Here is a 22,970-nt window from a genome sequence, read left to right as displayed (position 1 = left end):
CAAGGAACTGTTATGACTCTCTTCAACGATAAAACCGCGAACCTGTCCCGCCGCCGCCTGCTCAAGGGCATGGGGGCCTGCGCCGCCCTGCCCCTGCTCGGCGGCCTCTTTCCCAAGAGCGCACTGGCCAAGGCCATCAGCACGGCGCTCGATCAGTTCACCACCCTGGTCCCGGCCCAAAAAGGCATACTCACCGGGGCCCACTGGGGCGCCTTCGAGGCCATCGTCGAGGATGGCCGCATGGTGCGTGTCCAGCCGGTGGCGGACGATCCAGCCCCGAACGACCTCATCGACATGGCCCCCTATCAGGTCCATGCCAAGAACCGCATCAAGTACCCCATGGTGCGCAAGAGCTGGCTCGAGCATGGCCCCGGGGCCAGCCCCGAGCTGCGCGGCGCCGACGAATGGGTACGGGTGAGCTGGGAGCAGGCCATCGACCTGGTGGCGGGCGAGATCACGCGGGTGCAGAGCCAGTTCGGCCCCCAGGCGATCCACGCCGGCTCCTACGGCTGGAAGAGCGTGGGCCTGTTCCACAACAGCCGCACCCTGCTGCACCGGCTGATGAACCTCTCTGGCGGCTTCACCGGCTATGCCGGCGACTACTCCACCGGGGCGGCCCAGGTGATCATGTCCCACGTCATGGGCTCCATCGAGGTGTACGAGCAGCAGACCGCCTGGCCCAATGTGGTCGAACATGCCGAACTGGTGGTGCTGTGGGGCGTCAATGCCCAGGTCACCCTCAAGAACAGCTGGAACATGCCGGACCATGAAGGGCAGGCCGGCTTCCTGGCCCTGAAGGAGAAGGGCACCCGGGTCATCAGCATAGACCCCGTCTACAACGAGACCGCCAAGCTGCTCGGCGCCGAGTGGATTGCGCCCAACGCCTACACAGATGTGGCCATGATGCTGGGGGTGGCCCACAGCCTCTACCGCGCCAAGAAGCACGATCAGGCCTTCCTGGATCGCTACACCAGCGGCTTCGACCAGTTCCTCGACTACCTGCTCGGCAAGACGGACGGCCAGCCCAAGAGCGCCGAGTGGGCGGCGGCCATCTGCGGGGTCGAGGCCGGGCAGATCACCCAACTCGCCCTGGACATGGCCGCCAAGCGCACCATGATCATGGCGGGCTGGGGCATGCAGCGTCAGCACCACGGCGAGCAGCCGAACTGGATGCTGGTAACCCTGGCCGCCATGCTGGGCCAGATCGGCCTGCCGGGCGGCGGCTTCGGCTTCAGCTATCACTACTCCTCCGGCGGCAGCCCGACCGCCAAGGGAGGCATACTGTCCGGCATCTCGGCCGGGGACGCCCCCAAGAACAGCCCGGCCCCCATCCCGGTGGCCCGCATCGCCGACTGCCTGGCCAATCCCGGCAAGACCATCGACTTCAATGGCCGCAAGGTCACCTATCCGGACATCAAGCTGGTGTATGTGGCGGGCGGCAACCCCTTCCACCACCATCAGGATACCAACAACCTGCTCCAGGCCTGGCGCAGACCCGAGACGGTGATCGTCCACGAACCCTACTGGACTGCCACCGCCAAACACGCCGACATAGTGCTGCCGGTCACCACCAGCTACGAGCGCAACGATCTGGAGATGGGGGGCGACTACTCCCAGCGTTACGTCTTCCCCATGCACCAGTGCGTGCCGCCCCAGTTTGAGGCTCGCAACGATTTTGACATCTTCCGCGCCGTGGCCGCCAAGCTGGGCATGGAGGAGGCCTATACCGAAGGCAAGGACGAGACCCTCTGGCTCAAGCAGATGTATGACGCCATGGCCCTCCAGGCCCGGGGCGCCAAGGTGGCGCTGCCGCCCTTCACCATGTTCTGGGAGTCGAACAACTATGTGCGCTTCCCGGTGCCCGAGGCGAACAAGCAGTGGATCCGCCACGGCGATTTTCGCGAGAACCCGCTGCTCAACCCCCTCGGCACCCCGTCCGGCAAGATAGAGATCTTCTCCAACACCATCGCCAGGATGGGCTATGCCGACTGCGCGGGCCACGCCAAGTGGTTCGAGCCCAAGGAGTGGAAACAGGGCCCGGCGGCGGCTCAGTATCCCCTCTCCCTCAACACCTCCCACCCGACCCAGCGGCTGCACTCCCAGCTCGACAACACCCCCCTGCGGGACAAGTTCGCGGTGGCGGACCGGGAAGCCATCATGATCCACCCCGATGACGCCAAGGCCAGGGGCATAGCGGCTGGGGATCTGGTGCGCGCCTTCAACGATCGCGGCCAGATCCTGGTGGGGGCGCTGGTATCCAGGGACGTGCGCCCCGGGGTGGTGCGCATCTGCGAGGGGGCCTGGTTCGACCCCGCCGAGCCAGGCAAGGTGGGCGCCCTGTGCAAGAACGGCAACGTCAACTGCCTCACCTTCGACGAAGGGTCGTCGAGCCTGGCCCAGGGCAACTGCGGCCACATGGCCCAGCTGCAGATAGAGAAGTACACAGGCCCGGTGCTGGCCAATACCGCCCACGCGGTACCGGCCAATGCCTGATCCTGTCTGCTGACCATGAAAAACGGCGCCGAAAGGCGCCGTTTCTTTGTCTGTCTGCCAAAGAGCAGACATGGTCGGGACAGATTTAAAAATCCCCTTCTTCCATATGCTCCTGGGCACACTCCACCCACGAGGGGAGGCCAGAGCACAGGCTGATAATTCAGAAGTCCCCCTCCTCCATATACTCCTGGGCACACTCCACCAGCTGGGGCCAGAGATCTTCCGGCACCCAGGCATCCGGGTCATCCTCGTCACCGTCATACTGGGTCCAGAAATAGGTACGCAGCCCGCTGGCGAACTCGTCGCTCACCTCGGCCAGCTCGGAGAGGGGCCCCAGCCAGGCGATGCGGCGCAGGCCGCTGGCGAGGTCATTGATGGCATCGACCAGGGCGCGGTTGTCCGGGTTCTGCTCCACCAGCAGGGCAAAGCGCTCCCGGGCCTGCTCGGTCTGATCCTCATCCAGCTCACCCACGTCGGCCAGCAGGTCGACAAACTCTTCCAGCAGGTACTCGATCAGGCTCTCTCTCTCTTCAAACCACTGGATCTGGGCCCCTTTGGTACCCAGCACGGAGGCATCGAATGAATCATCAAGATGGCACAATGCCCACGGATCGTCGGTCATGAATCTCTTCCTTAGGCGTCAACAGATGCCACATAGTAAGCCCGGCCCGGCCCCCTCGCCACTCCGGATGGGGGGCGGGCCCGGCATGAAACAAGGGGTCGGCGTCGTGCGGCCTCAGCCGTCGACCCGCGCCACCTTGGGCAGGGAGAGGGAGGCCGCCAGCCCCCCCAGTTCGGCACGGCCCATGATGAGGCTGCCGCGATAGGCTTCGGCCAGGTCGGATACGATGTTGAGGCCGAGCCCGGAGCCGGGCACCTTCTCATCGAGGCGCACCCCGCGCAGCACGGCGCGGGCGATCTGATCCTCCGTCATACCGGGGCCGTCATCCTCGATGCGCAGGCTGATCCAGCCTCCCAGCTCGGCGCTGGAGACCCGCAACCGGCCCGCCGACCACTTGTAGGCGTTTTCCAGCAGGTTGCCGACCATCTCGTCAAAGTCCTGCTCCTCCACACCGACCGCCAGGGTGGCGGGCACCTGCAGATCCAGCTCCCTGCCCGGATAGAGGCGGGAGAAGGCGCGGCAGATATACTCCACCCGGGCCCGCACCGGGGTGGAGACCCCAAGCACCTTGGCGGCGCCGGTCACCCGCGCCTTGCCCAGGTGATAGTCGATGTGGCGCTGTATCTTGTCGAGCTGCTCCAGCATGGCCCCCTGCTCCTCGGGGGGCAGCTGGGCCAGCTGGTTGCGCATGATGCTCAGCGGCGTCTTGAGGGCGTGGGCCAGGTTACCGGTGTGGGCCCGGGCCCGCTGCAACAGCTCGCCATAGTGGTGCAGCAGGCGGTTGATATCCTCCACCAGGGGCTGGATCTCCAGGGGATAGCGCAGGCGGAACCCCTCCTGGTGTCCCTGATGGACCCGCACCAGCTCGCGCCGCAGCAGGTGGAGCGGGCGCAGGCCATAGACTATCTGGAAGGTGAAGCCGAGCAGCAGGCCGGTGGCGGCGAAGCCCAGGCCGAGAAAGAGGCCGATCCGGGTCTTGCGCAGCGTCTCGGTCAGGGCCGTGCTGTCCTTGGCCATCACCAGGGTAAACACTCGATCCGATCCGGGCAGCAGGACATTGCGGGTCATGATCAGCAGGGGCTCGTGATTGGGCCCCCTGCCGAGGAAGAGATCCGGATCCCCGAAGGCGGACTTGAGGCCATGGCTCTTGAGGTTGGTGTCCCAGAGCGAGCGGGAACGGCTGACGATCTGCTCCCCCAGCTCCAGCTGCCAGTAATAGCCGGAATAGGGCTGCCGATAGCGGGGATCGGCCATGGGCTCGGTGACTGCGGGCAGGCCGCTGTGCTGCACCTCCAGTCGCGCCAGCAGGTCATAGAGCTGCAGCCTCAGGCTGTCGGCTTCCGCCTCCTGCCAGTAGTTGCGCATCATGGTCTGCAGGCTGAAGCCGGTGGCGGAGAGAAAGAGACCGCACCAGATGAGGGCGATGGCCACCAGCCGTCCCCGCAGGGTCCGTACCAGCCTCATTCAAGACGCCCCTGGCGCCCTTGCTGCGGGGTCTGACTCATTCGTTGATCCGGTAGCCGAGTCCGCGCACCGTCTCGATCAGGTCAGCGTGGGTCTTCTTGCGGATCCGGCCGATGAACACCTCCACCGTGTTGGAGTCGCGGTCAAAGTCCTGGGCGTAGATGTGATCGATGAGCTCGCTGCGGGACACCACCTTGCCCTTGTGCTGCATCAGGTAGCCGAGCACCCGGAACTCGTGGGCGGTGAGCTTGATGGGGGTCCCCTCGTACCACACCTGGGAGGCGGCCATGTCCAGGCGCACGCCGCCCATCTCCAGAATGGAGCTGGCATTGCCGGCGGCGCGGCGCACCAGGGCATGGACCCTGGCCACCAGTTCGGCGACCTGGAACGGCTTGGTGAGGTAGTCATCGGCCCCGGCGTTGAGCCCCTCTATCTTCTCGTGCAGCTGGCCACGGGCGGTCAGCACCAGCACTGGGGTCGTCATCTCCTTGCTGCGCCACTCCTTGAGGATGCTCAGGCCATCGCGCCCCGGCAGGCCGAGATCCAGGATGATGGCGTCATAGGGTTCCGTCTCCCCGAGGAAACCGGCCTCGTTGCCATCGTGGCAGAGATCGGTGACGAAACCGGACTGTCGCAGTTGCTCGGCCAGCTGGTTGGCCAGGGTCTTTTCATCTTCAACGATCAGAATGCGCATAGATTGGGTCCAATGAATGGGATGTCACTCGGCGACGGGCGCCGGCGGAATGAAGAGATGTTCGAGATGATGGCCCTTGAGCCACACCATTTCCAGGGTATCGGCGCGGTAACCGACCTTGATGACGCTGTTTTCCCGATCGATCATCCTGAGCTCGTAGAGCCAGCGCCCATCCTGTTCGCTCAGATCGACCCGCAGCACCCGCCCCGGCAGATGGGCCGCCGCCGCCATCACCTCGTGGAAGGGTTTCACCCGTCCCTCGCTGACCGCCTGTTGCAGCTGCGCCTCGCTCGGCTCGCCATGGGCAGCCAGGGAGCACAACAGGGCAAACAGACCCAGGGCTCTATTCATGGGGGATTCATCTCCAGAAACCTAGCATGATCGCGGTTATAGTCTGCCAGCCCTGAATCCGGAATGAATATGATCCCGCGCACGATTTTCCCCATACTGGCCCTGTTGCTCAGCCTGACACCGCTCTGGGCGGGGGCACAGCAGGGGCGGCTCGAGATGGCAGAACTGATGAAACTGCTGGTGGCGAAAGGGTATCACGATATCCGGGAAGTCACCCTGACCGAAGATCGGTTCGAGGTCGATGCCCTGGACGACGCCTCCCGGCGGGTGCGCCTGGTGGTGGATGCCCGCAGCGGCGAGCTGCTGAGCCAGGAGCCGCAGTAAGGGCCGCCCCCTCCCCAGCCGCCAATGCAAGAGAGGCCATCAGGCCTCTCTTGCATTGAGCTTGTCGCGACGCTGCCCCTTGGGGCGGCCGCGCCAGGGCTTGAGCAGCCTGTCCCGCCGCGGCCAGAGCAGCGCCAGGGCCAGCAACAGGTAGATGAGGGGCTCCTGCCAGCCGCTCTTGACCGACCACCAGTAGTGCACAGGCACCAGCAGGGCCACGGCATAGATCCAGTTGTGCAGCCGCTGCCAACTCGGCCCCATGGCCCGCAGCAGGGCCGGGATCGAGGTGATGCCGAGCGCCAGCAACAGCAGCAGGGCGATGGCCCCCACCACTATGTAGCTGCGCTTCACCAGCTCGCCGCCGATCAGCCCCCAGTCGAACTGCAGATCCAGCCCCAACCACACCATGAAGTGCAATGACGCCCAGGTGGCACACCAGAGCCCGAGAGGACGGCGCAGCTTGACGAGCTGGCCCTGGCGCCAGCGCTTGGCGAGCGGCGAGACCAGCAGGGTGAGCAGCAGCAGATGCAGGGCCCCCTTGCCGAGATAGTGAGTCAGCCCCTGCACCGGATCCCCCCCCAGCAAGCCGGCCGGCACGGCATAGCCGAGCCAGAGCAGACTCCCCAAGGCACCCAGGTGCACCAGCAGGCGCAAGCCATTGATATGGGCTGTTTTCAGTCTCGGCGTCATATCGCTGTTCCCGTTATGTTTTTCCCACCCCTCATCCCCAACCCTTCTCCCGCCAGGGGAGAAGGGGGCAAGAGACCATTCGGGCAGAGCGTCAGTCTCAATACCATTTGCGCAGATCCATGCCCTGATAGAGGGAGGCGACCTCCTCCCCGTAGCCGTTGAACATCAGGGTGGGCTGGCGCTTGGCGCCAAAGATCCCCCCCTCGCCGATGAAGCGTTCGCTGGCCTGGCTCCAGCGCGGGTGATCCACCTCTGGATTGACGTTGGCGTAGAAGCCATATTCGTTCGGCGCCAGTAGGTTCCAGGTGGTGGGTGGCATCGCCTCCACCAGCCGGATGGAGACGATGCTCTTGATGCTCTTGAAGCCGTACTTCCAGGGCACCAGCAGCCGGATGGGGGCGCCATTTTGCCCCGGCAGCGTCTTGCCATAGAGGCCGACCGCCAGGAAGGCGAGCGGGTGCATGGCCTCGTCGATGCGCAGCCCCTCCACATAGGGGTAATCGATGCCGCCGCCGAGGGAGCGGGAAGCCTGCCCCGGCAGCTGATCAGGATCATACAGGGTCTCGAACGCCACGAACTTGGCACGGCTGGTGGGGGCGGCCCGCTTGATGATGTCGGCCAGGGAGATGCCACTCCAGGGCAGCACCATGGACCAGGCCTCGACACAGCGCAGCCGGTAGATGCGCTCCTCCAGGGGCCCCTTGTCCACCAGATCCTTCACATCCAGGGTGAAGGGGCGCTCGACCTCGCCGCCGACCTTCAGGGTCCAGGGCTCGGTCTTGAGGTAGTGCGCGTTGCGAGCCGGATCCCCCTTGCCGGTGCCCAGCTCGTAGAAGTTGTTGTGACTGGTCGCCTTGTCATAGGGGGTCAGCACCAGGCCCTCTGGGCGCGGCGCCGGACTGGCCTTGAGGGGTTTGCCTGCCGGGGCCGGAGCGGCGTCGCCCTTGAACAAATCGAGCAGGCTGGCCTGGGCGGGCAGGGCCAGGCTGGCGGCCCCGAGCCCCAGCCCCTTGAGCACCAGGCGCCGGTCCCGGTAGACCTGCTCCGGGGTGACATCGGCCTCGGTCGGATGATGGGAAGAAGAAGACTTGATCAGCATGCAGGGCTCCCGTCGGGATGAGGTGTTAATGATGAGACCGCGTCACCGCCAGATCCCTTTCATCCCATGACAAAAAAGGCAACCGAGCGGGTCATGGGGCGTAAGGGAGCCCCTTGCACAGGGTGCCGACCAGAAACAGCATGACGAAGACAAGCAGGGGAACCAGGACGTTTGACGACATGAGACTCACTCCTTCGAGGCGACGGGGCCCATAACTATGGTGCAGCCAGGAGGGGTCGGCCAGTGAATCTTTTTCGCGAGCGCAAGCGTATTCCTGCCGGTCGAAGCGTGATCTGGATCACGGCTCGCTGCGCCCCGCCTTGCCGCTGCTTTGCACAGGGGTATTCTCCCGCCCTTTCCACATTGCCAGGGGTGTATCGCCATGTCTCCGCTGCTTGCCATTGCCCTCACCACGGGCCTGCTCTCCGCCCTCTGGGGCTGGCTGGCCGTGGCGCTCGGTCTCCTCTCCTGGGTTGGTTTCCTCGGCTGCACCAGCTATTTCGCCTCCCAGGGCGGCGTGCGCGCCCTGGGTCAGACCCTGCTGTGCAATGCCAGTGGCATGCTCTGGGCTCTGCTGCTCATTCATGGGGAGTCCTGGTGGGGAGCCGGCGTGGCGGGCTATCTGATGACCGGGGTGGTGGCGACCCTGATGTGCATGCAGGCCAGGCAGCAGTGGCTGGCCTATATTCCCGGCACCTTCGCCGGCTGCTGCGCCACCTTTGGCGCGGCGGGAGAGTGGCGCCTGGTCCTGCCCTCCCTGGTGCTGGGCGCCCTGTTTGGCTACCTGATGAAGGCGAGCGGCCTCTGGTTGTCGCACCGCAGCCAGCGGCCGGCCCCATCCGCCCGGCAGACCAGCCCCTCGGCCTGATCCTCCCTCACCCCTTGGGCTTGAAGTTGGCGGCCTCTATATGGTGGCGGTTGAGCAGCTTGTAAAAGTCGGTGCGATTGCGTCCCGCCATGTTGGCGGCCAGGGTGACATTGCCCTCTGTGGTACGCAGCAGGCGGATCAGGTACTCCTTCTCGAACTCGGCCCTGGCCTCGTTGAAGGAGGGGATGCCGCCGCTGTGACCGCTCAGGGCGGACTCCACCATGACGGCCCCGATCACCGGGCTGCTGCACAGGCTTGCCAGCTGTTCCACCAGGCTGGAGAGCTGGCGCACGTTGCCCGGCCAGGCGGCACTGGCCAGCATGGCCAGCGCCTCGGGGGAGAAGCCCATCGCCAGACAGTCTGGGTGGCGCGCCCGGTAGCCATCGAGCGCCTGTCTGGCCAGCAGGGGGATGTCCTCGCTGCGGTTGCACAGGGGCGGCAGGGTAATGTTGGCGACGTTGAGCCGATAGAAGAGATCCTCGCGAAACCGCCCCTCGTCCATGGCCGCCACCAGATCCTGATGGCTGGCGCTGATCACCCTTACCTCGGGCGTCCCCTGGCCATACTCCTGCAGCACCTGCAACAGCTTGGCCTGCAGCGAGGCCGACAGGTTGCCTATCTCGTCGAGGAAGAGGGTCGCGCCCCTGGCCTGGTCGAACAGGCCGGAGCGGCCATCCTCGCCAAACAGCTCCCGATCCAGCACCTCCCAGGAGAAGGCCGCACAGTTGATGGCGTGGAACGGCCGATCCCGCCGGCTACTGGCCTGGTACAGGGTCTGGGCCATGAGCCCCTTGCCCGCACCGGACGGTCCCAGGATCAGCACGGGCACCTCCATGCCGGCGATGGTGCTGGCCTGGATCAGGATCTGCTCCATCTGGGGGTTGCGGGTCAGGATCTGGGACTGCCACTCCCAGGTCTGCTTGGGACGGGTCAGGCTGAGGGCATGCTCTATGGTGCTCAGCAGCTCGTCCTTGTCGATGGGCTTGGTCAGGAAGCTGAACACCCCGGAGCGGGTCGCCTGAATGGCATCGGGAATGGTGCCGTGGGCCGTCATGATGATGACGGGCATCCCCAGCCACTGGGCCTGGATCTTCTCGAACAGCGCCAGTCCATCCATGCCTCCCATGCGCAGATCGCTCAGCACCAGATCGGCCCGCCGCTGGCGCAACCGATCGAGGGCCGCCTCGGCGCTGTCGGCGGTGTCCACCTCGTAACCCTGGCTGCGCAGCCGCATGCCCATCAGCTTGAGCAGGCTGGCATCATCATCCACCAACAAGATACGGCTCATGGCAAGGCACTCCCCGACTCCTGATACTTGCGTCGGTTGAGCTGCTCATCGATGGCGGAGAGCTGCTCTATCTGCCGCTTGAGCCGCTGCACCTCCTGGCTCTGGTCGTCGCGCCGGCTGTCGCGGGCCAGCAGCTGCTCGCCCAGGGCAATCCAGCTGCGCAGGAAGGCCTGGGCGTCCAGGCCGAGTTCGGGCTGCAACCCCTTGAGGGCATCGAGTCCGGCGCGGCGGCTCGCCACCGACTCGGCGGGATGGCTGTTGACCATGGCCAGGCTGACCCGGCTCTCCAGATCCGGCTGGTTGCGCAGCCGCTCACGCTCCTGCTCCCGCTGTTGCGGCTGACTGGCCAGCAACCAGTCGGAATATTGCAGGCGCACCTGCATCTCCTTGTTGGCAAACTCCATGCGCTGGGTCAGCTCGGCATCCGTGACCGAGGCGGGCTCCTGGCGCGGCAGCAGGCCGCACCCCGTCAACATGCCCGCCAGCAGGGCGGGAAACATCAGTCGTTTGATCATAGGTATCACTTCAGCGTCAACCGGAAACAGACGGCGGCCTGGCCATCGTCCACCAGACTCAGCTCGCCGCCGAGGCTGATGGCCGACTCACGGGCAATGGAGAGCCCCATGCCAGACCCTTTCAATACGCCCTCACGAGCGATACTGCCCTGCTCGAAGGGTTCGAAGATACGTTCACGTTCATCCTGGGGGATGGTGGGGCCCTCATTGGCCACCTCCAGCCAGCTTTGCTGCCCATCCTGGCCCCAGCGGATCCAGATCTGGCCACCCCGGGCGCCATAGCTGACCGCGTTGGTGAAGAGGTTGTCGATGATGAGCCGCATCCGGTAAGGGTCGGTCAGCAGAGTCAGCTCCCGCTCAGGCAGCTGCACCCTGCTCCCCTTGGATTCGAGCGCCAGCCGGTATTCGGCGCACAGGGACTCGAGCAGCGGCGTCAGCGCCACCGGCACCCGCTCGAACGCCTCCTGCTGGCTCAGGCGGTTGAAGTCGAGCAGTCGCTCGATCAGGGTCTGCAGACGGCGGCTGTTCTGTTCCAGCATCTGGCAGATCTCCTGCTGATCCGGGGTGAGGGGCCCCACCAGCTGCTCGCAGAGCAGATCCGCGCCCTCCCGCAGCACCGCCAGCGGCGTCTTCAGCTCATGGGAGACATGGCGCAAAAACTGATACTTCTGCTGCTCCAGCTCCTTCAACTTGTCGTGCAGCCAGCCGATCCGCTCCCCCAGCACCACCAGCTCGGCCGGGCCATCGACCGGTTTCTTGTCCGGCTCTATTCCGGCGCCCAGGCTGAGGATTCGCGACTCAATCTGGCGCACCGGGTGGATGATCAGGTAAGTGAACAGCAGGATCAACAGCAGGCTGAGCACGGCGACCAGGCCGCTGACCCACCAGATCTCCTTCATGAGCGCATCGATGGCGAGCCGCACCCTGAGCACATGCTCATCCACCTGGCTGCGGGTCGCCACCTCCAGCTGCATGTTCGCCTCGCTGAGATCCTCGAAGCGCAAACTGGTCGACTCGGCCTTGGCCCGAGCCAGATCCTGCAGGCCATCGAGCCAGCCGATCAGCTCGTCCAGCTGGCCGTAGACGGGGGCATTGGGGATGGAAGCCTGGTGCTCCTTGAGCAGGCCGCGATAGTGGCCGAGCTGCTGCTGATAGCTGGCGAGGATGCGATTGTCCCCGAGCACGGCGTAACGGCGCAGGGTGCGTTCCAGATCCACCGCCAGACTGGTGAGCAGGGTCGCCCGCCGCGTGTCGCGCACCGCCCGCTCCATCTCGTCACTGGTGAGCTGACTCAGGTGTTCGAGGGCGCGAGTGTCGTGCCAGATCATGCCGCCGAGCGGCATCAGCACCAGCGCGAAGCCCATCAGGACCACTTGTAACAGTGAGCGCGGTCTTACCCTTGTCATCTTGCACTCTCAGCTCATCATTGGGGTGGCAAGCATATCCGCAGTCGCACAAAAAACAAAACCGGCCCAGGGGCCGGTTGAATCACAGCTGCCTGACTAGGCAGAAAATACGGAGACGGCACTGATGATGAACACCAGGGCGAGGGCCCCCGTCGCCGTCACCACAGCCCACTTCATTTCTGCACTCATAACCCCTCCTGAGTTGCTCAATCAGAGTCCGATCACAACATATCGGATTGATGTTAATGCATAGTTAAGGTAATTAACGTGAGCCAGATAACCATTTTCAGATGAGCCTCAACGCAAGGGATAGCGCCATGTTCTATCTGTGTAGCATAGGATCCAACCTCGAACCCGAACGGCATGTCGATCGTGCGCTCGGCGAACTGCTGGCGCGTTTTCGGCGTCTACAGCTGAGCTCGGTGATCAAGACCAAGCCGGTGGGCATGCAGTCGCGCCACGACTTTCTCAACTGTCTGTTCGTGATCGAGAGCGAGAGCGCCCCCCAGAGCCTCAAGGCGGAGTTCATAGCCATGGAGCAGGCCCATGGCCGCAATCGCGGCGATCCCCTGTGCAAGGTGCACGACAGGCCGCTCGACATCGACATCCTGGCCATGGGCGACGACGACGACTTTCACGCCGCCGAGGTCGATGCCTACCTCCAGGATCTGCTGGCCGAGCTCTATGGCGAGCAGCCTGCCAACGTCCAGAAAGTGGTGCTGAGCCCCTGCGGGGTGACCATAGGCCAGGCCCCGGTCTACCTCAGTCAGGGATCAGATGATGGCCAGGGAGCGGCCACCGTCCACCTTGATGCTCGCCCCCGTCATGTAGTGATTGCCCAGCAGTAGCTGCACCGCCTGCCAGATAGGCTCTAGCCCCCCCTCCCGCGCCAGCGGCGTCCTGGCCAGCACCTGCTGGCGCCAGGCCTCATCGTGCTCGTCGAGAAACAGTATGGGGCCGGGCTCTATGGTGTTGACCCGCACCGCCGGGGCCAGCTGACGCGCCAGACTCATGGCCAGGGAGTGAGCCCCCGCCTTGGTCGCCACATAGTTGGCAAAGCGAGGGGCAGGGCCGTGAATGTAGATGTCGGTGATCTGGATGATGCTGGCGTTGACATTGCTCGCCAGCCTGGGGGCCAGCACCTGGTTGAGCTGGAAGGGGGCCGCCATGTGCACCCGGTAGAAGCGATCGAACTGGGCCAGCTGCTCGGCGGGATCCTCGGCCAGGGGCTCGAATGCCGAGGCGTTGTGGATGATGAGCCCCAGATCCTCATGGCGCGCCGTGGCATGGGCCAGGGCGGCCACCTCCCCGGGCCGGGTGAAGTCGGCCTGGATAAGCTCGACCCCGAGCGCCCTCAGCCGCGCCAGCTCCGGGCGCTCGGAGCGATACTGCCCCGTCACCTGCCAACCCGCCGCCACCAGCTGCTCGCACAGATAAAACCCGAGTCGTCGACCCGCTCCCGTCACCAAGGCACGCATAACCCCTCCTCACCATCCCTGAGCCGACTGGTGCCATTTGTCACAAAATTGCCCGGCCGATCGCATCTTCACTCCATCGCCAATGATATTGTCTATCAATCCCTGCGGCACCACCCATTGGTGCCAGCGAAGCGGCTGTCTCATAGTGCAGGCAACCAGAACCGTGGAGCAATCAATATGTTACAAGTACGCGATCACATGAGCCGCCTGAGCCACTCCCTCAGCCCCCAGCAGGGGCTGGCCGCCGCCCTCGACAGCCTGTACGCCTCCGGCCTGAGTGGTCTGCCCGTGCTCAATGACCAGCATCAGCTGGTTGGCTTTCTCTCCGAGCAGGACTGCATCCCCAGCCTGCTGACCGGCAGCTACCACTGCGATACCCGCACCCAGGTGCAGGACATGATGAGCAAGACCCCCCTCTCCATCGGCCCCGACGAGAGCATCCTGGATCTGGCCCGCCAGATGACGGGGGCCAAGCCTCGCATCTACCCCGTGGTCGAGCAGGGCAAGGTGATCGGCATCATCAGCCGCCGCCAGGTGATGCAGGTGCTCAATCAGCAGCTCAAGGGGTGCCAGCAGACCTGAGTTCGGGACTCAAGCATCGACCAGGGATGGTCGATATGATCTCTACCACCGCGGCCAAGGCGCCGCCCCCGTGGCTTTTGGAGAAGCTGATTGCGGATCTTGTTCCTGTTATGGCTGCTGCTGCCCTGCGCCCTCGGCGCCAAAACGCTGGTGATTGGCGGCATGCTGGAGCCACCGCTCAAGTACCTCGACGCCAAGCAGCGCCCGACCGGCATGGACGTCGAGCTGCTCACCGAGATCTTCACCGCCATGGGGATGCCCATCGAGATCATCCTGACCGATTCGAGCGCCCGCCTCACCCGCAATGCCAGGACGGGGCGCTACGATCTGCTGATGAGCCACTCCTTCCAGCCCGGACGGGAAGCCTACCTCCTCTATCCGAAGCAGTCTCACATCCGCCACAGCTGGCACTTCTTCGTTCGCAAGGCAGACATGGCGCGCATCCAGTATCAGTCCATCGAGGATCTCAAACCCTGGCGTATCGGCCTCACCCGGGATTACGCCTACACCCCCGAGCTCAGCGCCATGCTGCATGCCCCCGGCTACCAGTTTCAGGAGATCCCCCTCAACCAGCTGCAACTGCGCAAGCTGGTGGCCGGGCGCATCGACCTGGTGCCCATGTCCCTGGTCACCGCCTTCGGCCAGATCCGTGAAGAGGGGCTGAGCGATCGGGTCGATTACCTGCCCAAACCCCTCAAGAGCAGCCCCTACTACCATGTCTGGTGCAAGGCCAGGGCCGATGCCGACACCCCGGCCCTGATGGCGGCCTACGATGCCGAGCTGCTGCACATGAAGCATGACGGTCGCCTCAAGGCCATCTACGACAAGTACGGCATCCCCTATATCGAGCCCTGAGCCCAGCGATCCCGATACGGCGTTTCCAGCATCCAGCGCGTCCCTTATGCCCGACTCAGGGTTTCACAGGGGAGAGGGATCTTGCTCGACACTCAGGGCCTCACATCTCGCAGGATGGGATTTTGCAGCGAGATCAGGGTTTCGGTATGAGGTCTGGACCTCGCACACCCCTCCATGCGCTGCCCCCTCAGGGCTTCACGTCTCTCAATGTCAGGTTTTGCAGCGAGATCAACGTCTCGCATGAGGTCTGGACCTCGCACACCCCTCCATGCGCTGCCCCCTCAGGGCTTCACGTCTCTCAATGTCAGGTTTTGCAGCGAGATCAACGTCTCGCATGAGGCCTGGATCTCGCACACCCCTCCATGCGCTGCCCCCTCAGGGCTTCACGTCCCGCAGGATGGGGTTTTGCAGCGAGATCAACGTCTCGCATGAGGCCTGGATCTCGCACAACCCCCCATGCGCTGCCCCTCAGGGCTTCACGTCCCGCAGGATGGGGTTTTGCAGCGAGATCAGGGTTTCGGTGGACTGGATCTCGTCTATGGTCTGGATCTTGTGGATCAGCACCGTCTGCAACTCGTCGATGGAGCGGGTCATCACCTTGATGAAGATGCTGTAATTGCCCGTGGTGTAGTAGGCCTCCACCACCTCGTCCAGCGCCTGCAGTCTGGCCAGGGCCGAGGGGTAATCCTTGGCACTCTTGAGGTTGATGCCGATAAAGCAGCAGACGTCATACCCCAGCCGCTTGGCATTCACCTGCACCCTGGTCCCCTCGATGATCCCCGCCTGCTTCATCTTCTCCACCCGCACATGGATGGTGCCCGGGCTGACCGCCAGCTGCTTGGCCAGCTCGGCATACGGGATCCGCGCATTCTCCATCAGGGCGCTGAGGATGGCCTGATCGAGATTATCGATCCGATAATTTTCTGGCACTTTTTTACACTCCCGTTGAGGATATCTCATTAATGACCGGGTTATTTTGTAGAAAAAAACAGGCAAAGCCTATTTCTATTATCGAATATTGAATTTTGTGTGCCATCTGTTGAAGAATCACCGCATTCAACCGGTTCGCAACAGGTATTCAGCATGAAACAGCACTACATTCGCAGCCAGCAGCAGATCAGCTTGGTCAAAGAGATCTTCTCCCGCCAACTCGCCCAGCAACTCGGCCTGATGGAGGTACAAGCCCCCATTCTGAGCCGGGTCGGCGACGGCACCCAGGACAACCTCTCCGGCCACGAGCATGCGGTGCAGGTCAAGGTGAAGACCCTGCCCGAGCACAGCTACGAAGTGGTGCATTCGCTGGCCAAGTGGAAGCGCCAGACCCTGGGCCGCTTCGGCTTCGGCCCGGGTGAAGGCATCTACACCCACATGAAGGCGCTGCGCCCGGATGAAGACAGGCTCACCCCCATCCACTCCGTCTACGTGGATCAGTGGGACTGGGAGAAGGTGATGCCGGGCGAGCGCCGGGATCTCGCCTATCTGCAGGAGACGGTGCGCGGCATCTGGGCCGCCATCAAGGCTACCGAGCGCGCGGTCTGCGCCGAACACGAGCTGACCCCCTTCCTGCCGGCGGAGATCCAGTTCCTGCACAGCGAAGAGCTGCTGAGCCGTTACCCGAGCCTCGACGCCAAGGGGCGCGAGCGGGCCATCGCCAAGGAGCTGGGGGCCGTCTTCCTCATCGGCATCGGCGGTGCGCTGTCCCACGGCGAACGCCACGACGTGCGCGCCCCGGACTACGACGACTGGAGCAGCGAGAGCGAACTGGGTCTGGCGGGTCTGAACGGCGACATCCTGGTGTGGAACCCTGTGCTGGAAGACAGCTTCGAGATCTCCTCCATGGGGATCCGGGTGGACGCCGAGGCCCTGCGCCGCCAGCTCGCCATCACGGGAGACGAGGATCGCCTGCAATACGACTGGCACCAGGATCTGCTGGCGGAGCGGATGCCGCAAACCATAGGCGGCGGCATAGGCCAATCCCGTCTGGCCATGCTGCTGCTGCAAAAAGAACATATCGGTCAGGTACAAGTAGGTGTCTGGCCATCCGAGATGAAGGCTGCCATCCCGGGCATGTTGTAAGTCGGCTTTCTCGTAAAGGAGCATATCGACAAACAGGCACAGGTCGGTGTCTGGCCGGCCGAGATGAAAGCCGCTATTCCTCCGGGCATGCTCTAAGCCGGTCAACGCAGTGAGCCTTCTCACAAAGGAGCACATCGGGCAGCAGACACACGTGTCTGGTCGGCCGAGATGAAAGCCACCATTCCAGGCATGCTGTAAACGAGTTGATTTCATCGGTCTGGCTCGCGGGTCAGCCCTGACAGGTGTGTGGCGGTGCGGACTGAAAGAGCGCAGTCCGCACAGGCTGTAAGCAGAGTGGTCATCCTGGATGGCCCTTTGCGAAACCGGGGCTTGCCCCTGCGACCCGCTCAACCCACGCAAGGTCGCATTGAATACATTCCTCCCGGCAATCTTAGGATTGCCGTTTTTTTTTGCCTTACCGCCACCAGACATGACAACGCCAGCCCGAAGGCTGGCGTTGTGGACACGCAGGGGAGATCCATCACTGGGTCATGGTCAGCCCGTTGCTGTCGGCCCCCAGCAGCAACTTCTTGCCGGGGATGACCCGGCCGCTGAGCAGGGCCTGGGCCAGCGGGTTCTCCACCTTCTGCTGGATTGCCCGCTTGAGGGGCCGCGCCCCGTAGACGGGATCGAAACCGGCGTGGACCAGCTTGGTCAGCAGCTCCTCGCTCACCTCCACCTCGAAGCCCTGGGACTCCAGGCGGCCCATCAGGCTCCCCAGCTGGATGCGGGCGATGGACTTGATGTGATCCTCGCCGAGGGGGTGGAACACCACAGTCTCGTCGATCCGGTTGATGAACTCCGGGCGGAAGCTGCGGGTCAGCAGCTCCATCAACAGGGCCTTCATCTCCTCATAGTCCTTCTCCGCGTAGTGCTCCTGGATGAGATCCGAGCCGAGGTTGGAGGTCATGATCACCACGGTATTGCGAAAATCGACGGTGCGACCCTGACCATCGGTCAGGCGACCGTCGTCCAGCACCTGCAGCAGGATGTTGAACACATCCGGGTGCGCCTTCTCCACCTCGTCCAGCAGGATCACCGAGTAGGGGCGACGGCGTACCGCCTCGGTCAGATAACCCCCCTCCTCGTAGCCCACGTATCCCGGAGGCGCCCCCACCAGCCGGGCCACGCTGTGCTTCTCCATGAACTCGGACATGTCGATGCGCACCATGGCGTCCTGGGTATCGAACAGGAACTCCGCCAGCGCCTTGCACAGCTCTGTCTTGCCCACCCCGGTCGGGCCGAGGAACAGGAAGGAGCCGATGGGGCGGTTCGGATCGGACAGCCCGGCCCGGGAGCGGCGGATGGCGTTGGAGACGGCGTCCACCGCCTCTTCCTGGCCGATCACCCGGCTGTGCAGCTGATCCTCCATCCGCAGCAGCTTGTCCCGTTCCCCTTCCAGCATGCGGGCGACCGGAATGCCGGTCCAGCGCGCCAAGACGTCTGCGATCTCCACGTCGGTGACACGGTTGCGCAGCAGGCTGGTCTCCTGCATCTCCGCCTGGGTGGCGAGGTCGAGCTGTTTCTCCAGCTCGGGAATGCGGCCATATTGCAGCTCGGACATGCGGGCCAAGTCGCCTGCGCGGCGCGCCACCTCGAGATCCTGACGGGCCTGCTCCAGCGCAGCCTTGATGTGCTGGGTACCGGCAAGGGCGGCCTTCTCGGCCTTCCACACCTCTTCCAGCTCGTTGTATTCCCGCTCCTTCTCGGTCAGCTCATGGTTGAGCAGATCGAGGCGCTTGCGGCTGGCGTCGTCGTCCTCCTTCATCAGCGCCTGCTGCTCCAGCTTCAGCTGGATGATGCGCCGCTCCAGCCGGTCCAGGGATTCGGGCTTGGAGTCGATCTGCAGCCGTATGCTGGCCGCCGCCTCGTCGATAAGGTCGATGGCCTTGTCAGGCAGCTGGCGATCCGCGATGTAGCGGTGGGAGAGCTGGGCCGCCGCGACTATGGCGGGGTCTGTGATCTGCACATGGTGGTGCAGCTCATAGCGCTCCTTCAAGCCGCGCAGTATGGCGATGGTGTCCTCCACCGAGGGCTCCTCCACCAGCACCTTCTGGAAACGGCGCTCGAGGGCGGCGTCTTTCTCCACGTACTGCCTGTACTCATCGAGCGTGGTGGCACCGACGCAGTGCAGCTCACCGCGCGCCAGGGCCGGTTTGAGCATATTGCCCGCGTCCATGGCACCCTCGCCCTTGCCGGCGCCGACCATGGTGTGCAGCTCGTCCACGAAGAGGATGACGCTGCCCTCCTCCTTGGCGAGATCGCTCAGCACCGCCTTGAGCCGCTCCTCGAACTCGCCGCGATATTTGGCACCGGCCACCAGGGCCCCCATGTCGAGGGACAACACCCGCTTGTTCTTGAGCCCTTCCGGCACCTCGCCGTTGATGATGCGCTGGGCCAGCCCCTCGACGATGGCAGTCTTGCCGACGCCGGGGGCACCGATCAGCACGGGGTTGTTCTTGGTACGGCGCTGCAGCACCTGGATGGTGCGGCGGATCTCTTCATCCCGCCCGATCACCGGATCGAGCTTGCCGAGTTCGGCCCGCTCGGTGAGATCTATGGTGTACTTCTCCAGCGCCTGGCGGTTCTCCTCGGCGTTGGCATCATCGATCTTCTTGCCACCACGGACCTTGTCGATGGCCGCTTCGAGTTTTTCCTTGGTCAGGCCCTGGGCGCGCAGCAGCTCCCCCAGGTTGCCCTTCTCGTCGAGGGCCGCCAGCACGAACAGCTCGGACGAGATGAACTGATCCTTGCGCTGCTGGGCCAGCTTGTCGCAGACGTTGAGTAGACGACCAAGGCCGCTGGACAGTTGCACGTCCCCTTCGACACCGCTCACCTTGGGCAGGCGGTCGAGCTCTTCCCCCAGACGGGAGCGCAGGGCATTGATGTCGAGCCCGGTCAGGGTCAGCAGCGGACGGATGGAGCCGCCATCCTGATTGAGCAGGGCGGCCATCAGATGGACGGGTTCGATGAATTGGTGGTCACGACCCAGCGCGAGAGACTGGGCATCGGAAATGGCAACTTGGAATTTGCTGGTCAGGCGATCGAGGCGCATTGCACTCCCCCTTGAAAACGGACACCGCTTGTGCGGCAAACAACAGAACTTTCTGATCAGGAAGATGAGGCCCGTGCGGGTTATTTCAAGGGGCGGGGCTGGTTATTTTTTCTGCAAGGCGGGGAGAAGGCAGGATCCCCGCCCCTCTCGCGCGGATTTGGTCATGAGAGGTGCGGGGTATTACTTTTCGGATGCCTAACTGGTGCTTAGCGGGCCAACCAGATGAGGGAAACCATGCGCCCCGTCTGGCCGTCACGACGACATGGGCAGTAGAACTGCGCTCTGCACGGGAGGCAGTCCCCAGAGACAACTACTCTGCCAGCCAGATCAGCGATGCCATGCGGCCGGTCTGGCCGTCGCGGCGATAAGAGTAGAACCGATCACTATCGCTGAAGGTGCAGAACTCGCCGCCATAGATGGCGGTGACGCCGGCGCGGGCCAGGCGCAGCCGGGCCAACTGGTAGATATCCGCCAGCCACTTGCCCTCGTTGGCCGAGGGCACGAAGGCATCAGCCGACTCGGCCTGCACCGCCATGAAGGCATCGCGCACCTCGCCCCCCACCTCGAATGCAGCAGGGCCTATGGCGGGGCCGAGCCAGGCCAGGATCTGGTCCGGCGCACAGCCCATGGCGGCGATACTCGCCTCCAGCACGCCACCCTCTTCATCGCCCAGCAGCCCGCGCCAACCGGCATGGGCGGCCGCCACCACGGTACCGGCCCGGTCGCAAAACAGCACAGGCAGGCAGTCTGCTGTCATGACGATGCAGGCCAGTCCGGCCTCGTGGGCGCAGGCGGCATCGGCATCCGGGGCACTCTCATACCGCTTGCTGAGCCGATGCACGGCGATGCCATGCACCTGGTTGAGCCAGTTGAGAGGGGCCGGGATCCCCGCCGCCTGCTGCAATCGGGTCCGGTTGGCCGCGACCCGCGTCGGCTCGTCCCCCACATGGGCACCCAGATTGAGGCCGGCGAAGGCCCCTTCGCTCAGGCCACCGTCCCGAGTGGTGGAGAGGGCTCGCACCCGCGCCGGGGCGGGCCAGTCCGGTTGAATGGTCTTCATCTGTCACTCCTTTATGCTGCCTCTGCCTGCTGCCATAAAAAGCGGGGCACCCACTGGGTGCCCCGCCGCCATGCTCACGGGATCGCCGCGAAGCGGACCCTCAACCCCAGATCAGATCATCCGGGTTGGCCAGGGTATCGGCGCGCATCGCCTCCATCAAGTCCACCATGTCCTGAGGGGTGGGGGAGTGCCACTGCATCACCTCACCCGTGATGGGGTGTGCCAGTTGCAGCATGGTGGCGTGCAGGGCCTGGCGATGGAAGCCTCGCAGCGCGGCGGTCAGCTCCGGGGTGGCGTTACGCAGCAGACGCATGCGACCACCATAGACGGGGTCACCGACCAGCGGGTGCTTGATGTGCGCCATGTGAACCCGGATCTGGTGAGTTCGGCCGGTTTCCAGCCGCAGCCGCAGCCGGGTATGGCCGCGGAACTTCTCGTGCACCCGATAGTGGGTCACGGAATCACGGCCGTTGGGAATGACGGCCATGTGGGTACGCTGGGTCGGGTGACGGCCGATGGGGGCGTCAACCGTGCCCCCTGCGGTCATGTGGCCGATGGCGACCGCCTCGTACTCACGGGTGATCTGGCGCGCCTGCAGCGCCTCCACCAGGTGGGTCTGGGCGGGAATGGTCTTGGCGATTACCATGAGACCCGTGGTGTCCTTGTCCAGACGGTGCACTATGCCAGCACGGGGAACCTCGGCGATGTCGGGGTAGCGATGCAGCAAGGCGTTGAGCACGGTACCGTCCGGCGTGCCCGCCCCCGGGTGCACCACCAGACCGGCCGGCTTGTCGATCACCAGAATGTGTTCGTCTTCGAAGACGATGTTGAGGGCTATGTTCTGGGCATCCCAGCGGGTGTCATCTTCCAGCTCGACCGTCACATGGACCTGCTGCCCGGAGATGACTTTCTCCCTTGGTGTGTTGGCAACCTGACCATCCAGGGTCACTCTGTCTTGCAGGATCCACTCCTTGATCCGGGTGCGGGAGTAGTCGGGAAATATTTCTGCCAGAGCCTGATCGAGTCGCTGCCCGAATTGGTGATCCTGGAATTCGCCTGTTAATTCAATATGCTGGCTCATGTATGGTCTCTTGAGCGGGGGTTTCAATTCGAAATAATCCGGGTATTCTAGCTTTTCTTTTAGCCAAGCATAACGGATACTTTGCCAATTTCGTGGAAATGGACCGGATGTTGTTGATGGGAAAGAAGTCTCACCTGCTGATGTCGCTCGCCTTGGTCGCTACCCTGATCACTGGCTGTTCCAGCACCAAACCCAAGGTTCCCGACGAACCGCCGGAAACCCTGTACCAGAAAGCACGCCTCAAGCTGGATGCCGGCAACTATGTGAATGCCATCGAGTTATTGGAAGCATTGGACTCCAGATACCCGTTCGGTGCTTACTCCAACCAGGTGCAGCTCGACCTCATCTATGCCTACTACAAGCAGGATGACACCGCCCAGGCGACCGCCAATATCGACCGTTTCATCCGCCTCAACCCGGCGCACAAGAACATCGATTACGTCTTCTACATGCGCGGCCTGACCAACATGGCGGCGGATTACAACTTCTTCCAGGACTTCTTCGGCATCGATCGGGATGACAAGGATCCCTCCTACGCTCGCCAGGCGTTCCAGGACTTCAAGACACTGCTGCAGAACTACCCCAACAGTAGCTATGCCGCCGATGCCCGCGCCCGCATGATTGGCCTGAAAAACCGTCTCGCCCGCTACGATCTCAGCGTCGCCCAGTATTACGTGAAGCGTGATGCCCTGATCGCCGCCGCCAACCGGGCCAAGCAGGTGGTCGAGACCTACCCGGACACGCCCGAGACCGAAGCGGCGCTCGAGATCATGATCGAGTCTTACGAGACCCTCAAGATGCCGACCCTGGCCCAGCATGCCCGTGAGGTGCTGGCCAAGAACTACCCGGAGAACCGCCACGCCAAGGGGTGATGGCGCCGCACTCCCGACAAAAAACCGATGACCATGGTCATCGGTTTTTTTTTGCCTGACGCTGGGGCGGCGGCGCCGTTCTGCCGCCCCTCTGCTC

Annotated in this window: 23 protein-coding genes; 8 read left to right on the top strand and 15 right to left on the bottom strand. The window is 63.9% G+C overall.

The annotated features are described in order from the left end of the window. Window positions 1-12 precede the first annotated feature (12 nt). The gene (gene torA, locus ACLHZ1_RS05260; RefSeq protein ID WP_427261255.1) at window positions 13-2,493 is read left to right on the top strand and encodes a trimethylamine-N-oxide reductase TorA; all 2,481 of its coding nucleotides are present in this window, start codon (window positions 13-15) and stop codon (window positions 2,491-2,493) included. A 160-nt stretch (window positions 2,494-2,653) separates the two neighbouring features. Here the strand turns inward: torA and ACLHZ1_RS05255 are convergent, their stop codons facing one another. The 4 genes from ACLHZ1_RS05255 to ACLHZ1_RS05240 form a co-directional block, all read right to left on the bottom strand. Then, window positions 2,654-3,115 (bottom strand): hypothetical protein, encoded by a 462-nt coding sequence (locus ACLHZ1_RS05255; protein WP_427261254.1) that lies wholly within the window; start codon window positions 3,113-3,115, stop codon window positions 2,654-2,656. Between the two features lie 114 nt (window positions 3,116-3,229). After that, window positions 3,230-4,579, bottom strand: coding sequence for a sensor histidine kinase (locus ACLHZ1_RS05250; RefSeq protein WP_427261253.1), 1,350 nt, complete (start codon window positions 4,577-4,579; stop codon window positions 3,230-3,232). Window positions 4,580-4,616: 37 nt separating this feature from the next. Continuing rightward, window positions 4,617-5,273: a response regulator transcription factor gene (locus ACLHZ1_RS05245; protein WP_408795973.1), complete on the bottom strand. Its 657-nt coding sequence runs from the start codon at window positions 5,271-5,273 to the stop codon at window positions 4,617-4,619. A 24-nt stretch (window positions 5,274-5,297) separates the two neighbouring features. Beyond that, complete coding sequence (locus ACLHZ1_RS05240) at window positions 5,298-5,624, bottom strand: PepSY domain-containing protein (RefSeq protein WP_427261252.1); 327 nt, start codon at window positions 5,622-5,624, stop codon at window positions 5,298-5,300. 69 nt (window positions 5,625-5,693) lie between these two features. Between ACLHZ1_RS05240 and ACLHZ1_RS05235 the strand changes: the two genes are divergently transcribed. Next, entirely contained in the window at window positions 5,694-5,948 is a 255-nt protein-coding gene (locus ACLHZ1_RS05235; protein WP_427261251.1) for a PepSY domain-containing protein, read from the top strand. A 39-nt stretch (window positions 5,949-5,987) separates the two neighbouring features. Here the strand turns inward: ACLHZ1_RS05235 and ACLHZ1_RS05230 are convergent, their stop codons facing one another. Together ACLHZ1_RS05230 and msrP are read right to left on the bottom strand one after the other, a co-directional pair. Continuing rightward, window positions 5,988-6,638, bottom strand: coding sequence for a protein-methionine-sulfoxide reductase heme-binding subunit MsrQ (locus ACLHZ1_RS05230; RefSeq protein WP_427261250.1), 651 nt, complete (start codon window positions 6,636-6,638; stop codon window positions 5,988-5,990). Between the two features lie 97 nt (window positions 6,639-6,735). After that, window positions 6,736-7,737, bottom strand: coding sequence for a protein-methionine-sulfoxide reductase catalytic subunit MsrP (gene msrP, locus ACLHZ1_RS05225; protein ID WP_427261249.1), 1,002 nt, complete (start codon window positions 7,735-7,737; stop codon window positions 6,736-6,738). 382 nt (window positions 7,738-8,119) lie between these two features. On the opposite strand from msrP, the gene ACLHZ1_RS05220 reads away from it, so the two are divergent. Next, the gene (locus tag ACLHZ1_RS05220; protein WP_427261248.1) at window positions 8,120-8,605 is read left to right on the top strand and encodes a DUF1097 domain-containing protein; all 486 of its coding nucleotides are present in this window, start codon (window positions 8,120-8,122) and stop codon (window positions 8,603-8,605) included. Window positions 8,606-8,612: 7 nt separating this feature from the next. Here the strand turns inward: ACLHZ1_RS05220 and ACLHZ1_RS05215 are convergent, their stop codons facing one another. The 4 genes from ACLHZ1_RS05215 to ACLHZ1_RS05200 all read right to left on the bottom strand — a co-directional run bounded on the left by ACLHZ1_RS05215 (window position 8,613) and on the right by ACLHZ1_RS05200 (window position 12,003). Beyond that, window positions 8,613-9,893: a sigma 54-interacting transcriptional regulator gene (locus ACLHZ1_RS05215; RefSeq protein WP_427261247.1), complete on the bottom strand. Its 1,281-nt coding sequence runs from the start codon at window positions 9,891-9,893 to the stop codon at window positions 8,613-8,615. Then, window positions 9,890-10,408, bottom strand: coding sequence for a hypothetical protein (locus tag ACLHZ1_RS05210; RefSeq protein ID WP_427261246.1), 519 nt, complete (start codon window positions 10,406-10,408; stop codon window positions 9,890-9,892). Before ACLHZ1_RS05210 ends, ACLHZ1_RS05215 begins: the two co-directional genes overlap by 4 nt. A 5-nt stretch (window positions 10,409-10,413) precedes the next feature. Continuing rightward, window positions 10,414-11,814 carry a sensor histidine kinase gene (locus tag ACLHZ1_RS05205; protein WP_427261245.1) on the bottom strand — a complete coding sequence of 467 codons (1,401 nt, stop codon included), beginning with the start codon at window positions 11,812-11,814 and terminating at the stop codon, window positions 10,414-10,416. A gap of 96 nt (window positions 11,815-11,910) precedes the next feature. After that, window positions 11,911-12,003, bottom strand: coding sequence for a YnhF family membrane protein (locus tag ACLHZ1_RS05200; RefSeq protein WP_427261244.1), 93 nt, complete (start codon window positions 12,001-12,003; stop codon window positions 11,911-11,913). Window positions 12,004-12,131: 128 nt separating this feature from the next. Between ACLHZ1_RS05200 and folK the strand changes: the two genes are divergently transcribed. Further along, a complete protein-coding gene (gene folK, locus ACLHZ1_RS05195) occupies window positions 12,132-12,662 on the top strand; it encodes a 2-amino-4-hydroxy-6-hydroxymethyldihydropteridine diphosphokinase (RefSeq protein WP_427261243.1) in 531 nt (176 codons plus the stop codon). Here the strand turns inward: folK and ACLHZ1_RS05190 are convergent. Beyond that, window positions 12,588-13,292: an SDR family oxidoreductase gene (locus tag ACLHZ1_RS05190; RefSeq protein ID WP_427261242.1), complete on the bottom strand. Its 705-nt coding sequence runs from the start codon at window positions 13,290-13,292 to the stop codon at window positions 12,588-12,590. The genes folK and ACLHZ1_RS05190 overlap by 75 nt on opposite strands. Window positions 13,293-13,469: 177 nt before the next feature. On the opposite strand from ACLHZ1_RS05190, the gene ACLHZ1_RS05185 reads away from it, so the two are divergent. Further along, complete coding sequence (locus ACLHZ1_RS05185) at window positions 13,470-13,874, top strand: CBS domain-containing protein (protein ID WP_427261241.1); 405 nt, start codon at window positions 13,470-13,472, stop codon at window positions 13,872-13,874. Between the two features lie 90 nt (window positions 13,875-13,964). Continuing rightward, complete coding sequence (locus ACLHZ1_RS05180; protein WP_427261240.1) at window positions 13,965-14,729, top strand: substrate-binding periplasmic protein; 765 nt, start codon at window positions 13,965-13,967, stop codon at window positions 14,727-14,729. 468 nt (window positions 14,730-15,197) lie between these two features. Here the strand turns inward: ACLHZ1_RS05180 and asnC are convergent, their stop codons facing one another. Further along, window positions 15,198-15,659, bottom strand: coding sequence for a transcriptional regulator AsnC (asnC, locus tag ACLHZ1_RS05175; RefSeq protein WP_427261239.1), 462 nt, complete (start codon window positions 15,657-15,659; stop codon window positions 15,198-15,200). 153 nt (window positions 15,660-15,812) lie between these two features. On the opposite strand from asnC, the gene asnA reads away from it, so the two are divergent. Continuing rightward, window positions 15,813-16,805 (top strand): aspartate--ammonia ligase, encoded by a 993-nt coding sequence (asnA, locus tag ACLHZ1_RS05170; protein WP_427261238.1) that lies wholly within the window; start codon window positions 15,813-15,815, stop codon window positions 16,803-16,805. 481 nt (window positions 16,806-17,286) lie between these two features. Here the strand turns inward: asnA and clpB are convergent, their stop codons facing one another. From clpB to rluD, 3 genes are all read right to left on the bottom strand, one after another. Next, window positions 17,287-19,860, bottom strand: a complete 2,574-nt coding sequence (gene clpB, locus ACLHZ1_RS05165) for an ATP-dependent chaperone ClpB (RefSeq protein ID WP_427261237.1) — start codon at window positions 19,858-19,860, stop codon at window positions 17,287-17,289. 310 nt (window positions 19,861-20,170) lie between these two features. Then, window positions 20,171-20,920, bottom strand: a complete 750-nt coding sequence (gene pgeF / locus ACLHZ1_RS05160; RefSeq protein WP_427261236.1) for a peptidoglycan editing factor PgeF — start codon at window positions 20,918-20,920, stop codon at window positions 20,171-20,173. Between the two features lie 100 nt (window positions 20,921-21,020). Beyond that, window positions 21,021-22,001 (bottom strand): 23S rRNA pseudouridine(1911/1915/1917) synthase RluD, encoded by a 981-nt coding sequence (gene rluD / locus ACLHZ1_RS05155; RefSeq protein ID WP_427261235.1) that lies wholly within the window; start codon window positions 21,999-22,001, stop codon window positions 21,021-21,023. A gap of 116 nt (window positions 22,002-22,117) precedes the next feature. Here rluD and ACLHZ1_RS05150 point away from each other — a divergent pair, with 116 nt between their 5' ends. Further along, complete coding sequence (locus ACLHZ1_RS05150) at window positions 22,118-22,873, top strand: outer membrane protein assembly factor BamD (RefSeq protein ID WP_427261234.1); 756 nt, start codon at window positions 22,118-22,120, stop codon at window positions 22,871-22,873. Window positions 22,874-22,970 lie beyond the last annotated feature (97 nt).

Origin of the sequence: Aeromonas sobria, assembly GCF_050266975.1 — a bacterium.
In the GTDB taxonomy this organism is placed as follows: Bacteria; Pseudomonadota; Gammaproteobacteria; order Enterobacterales; family Aeromonadaceae; genus Aeromonas; species Aeromonas sobria_B.
Note: the sequence above shows the minus strand (reverse complement) of the source record. Positions and strands in the feature narration are given on the sequence as shown.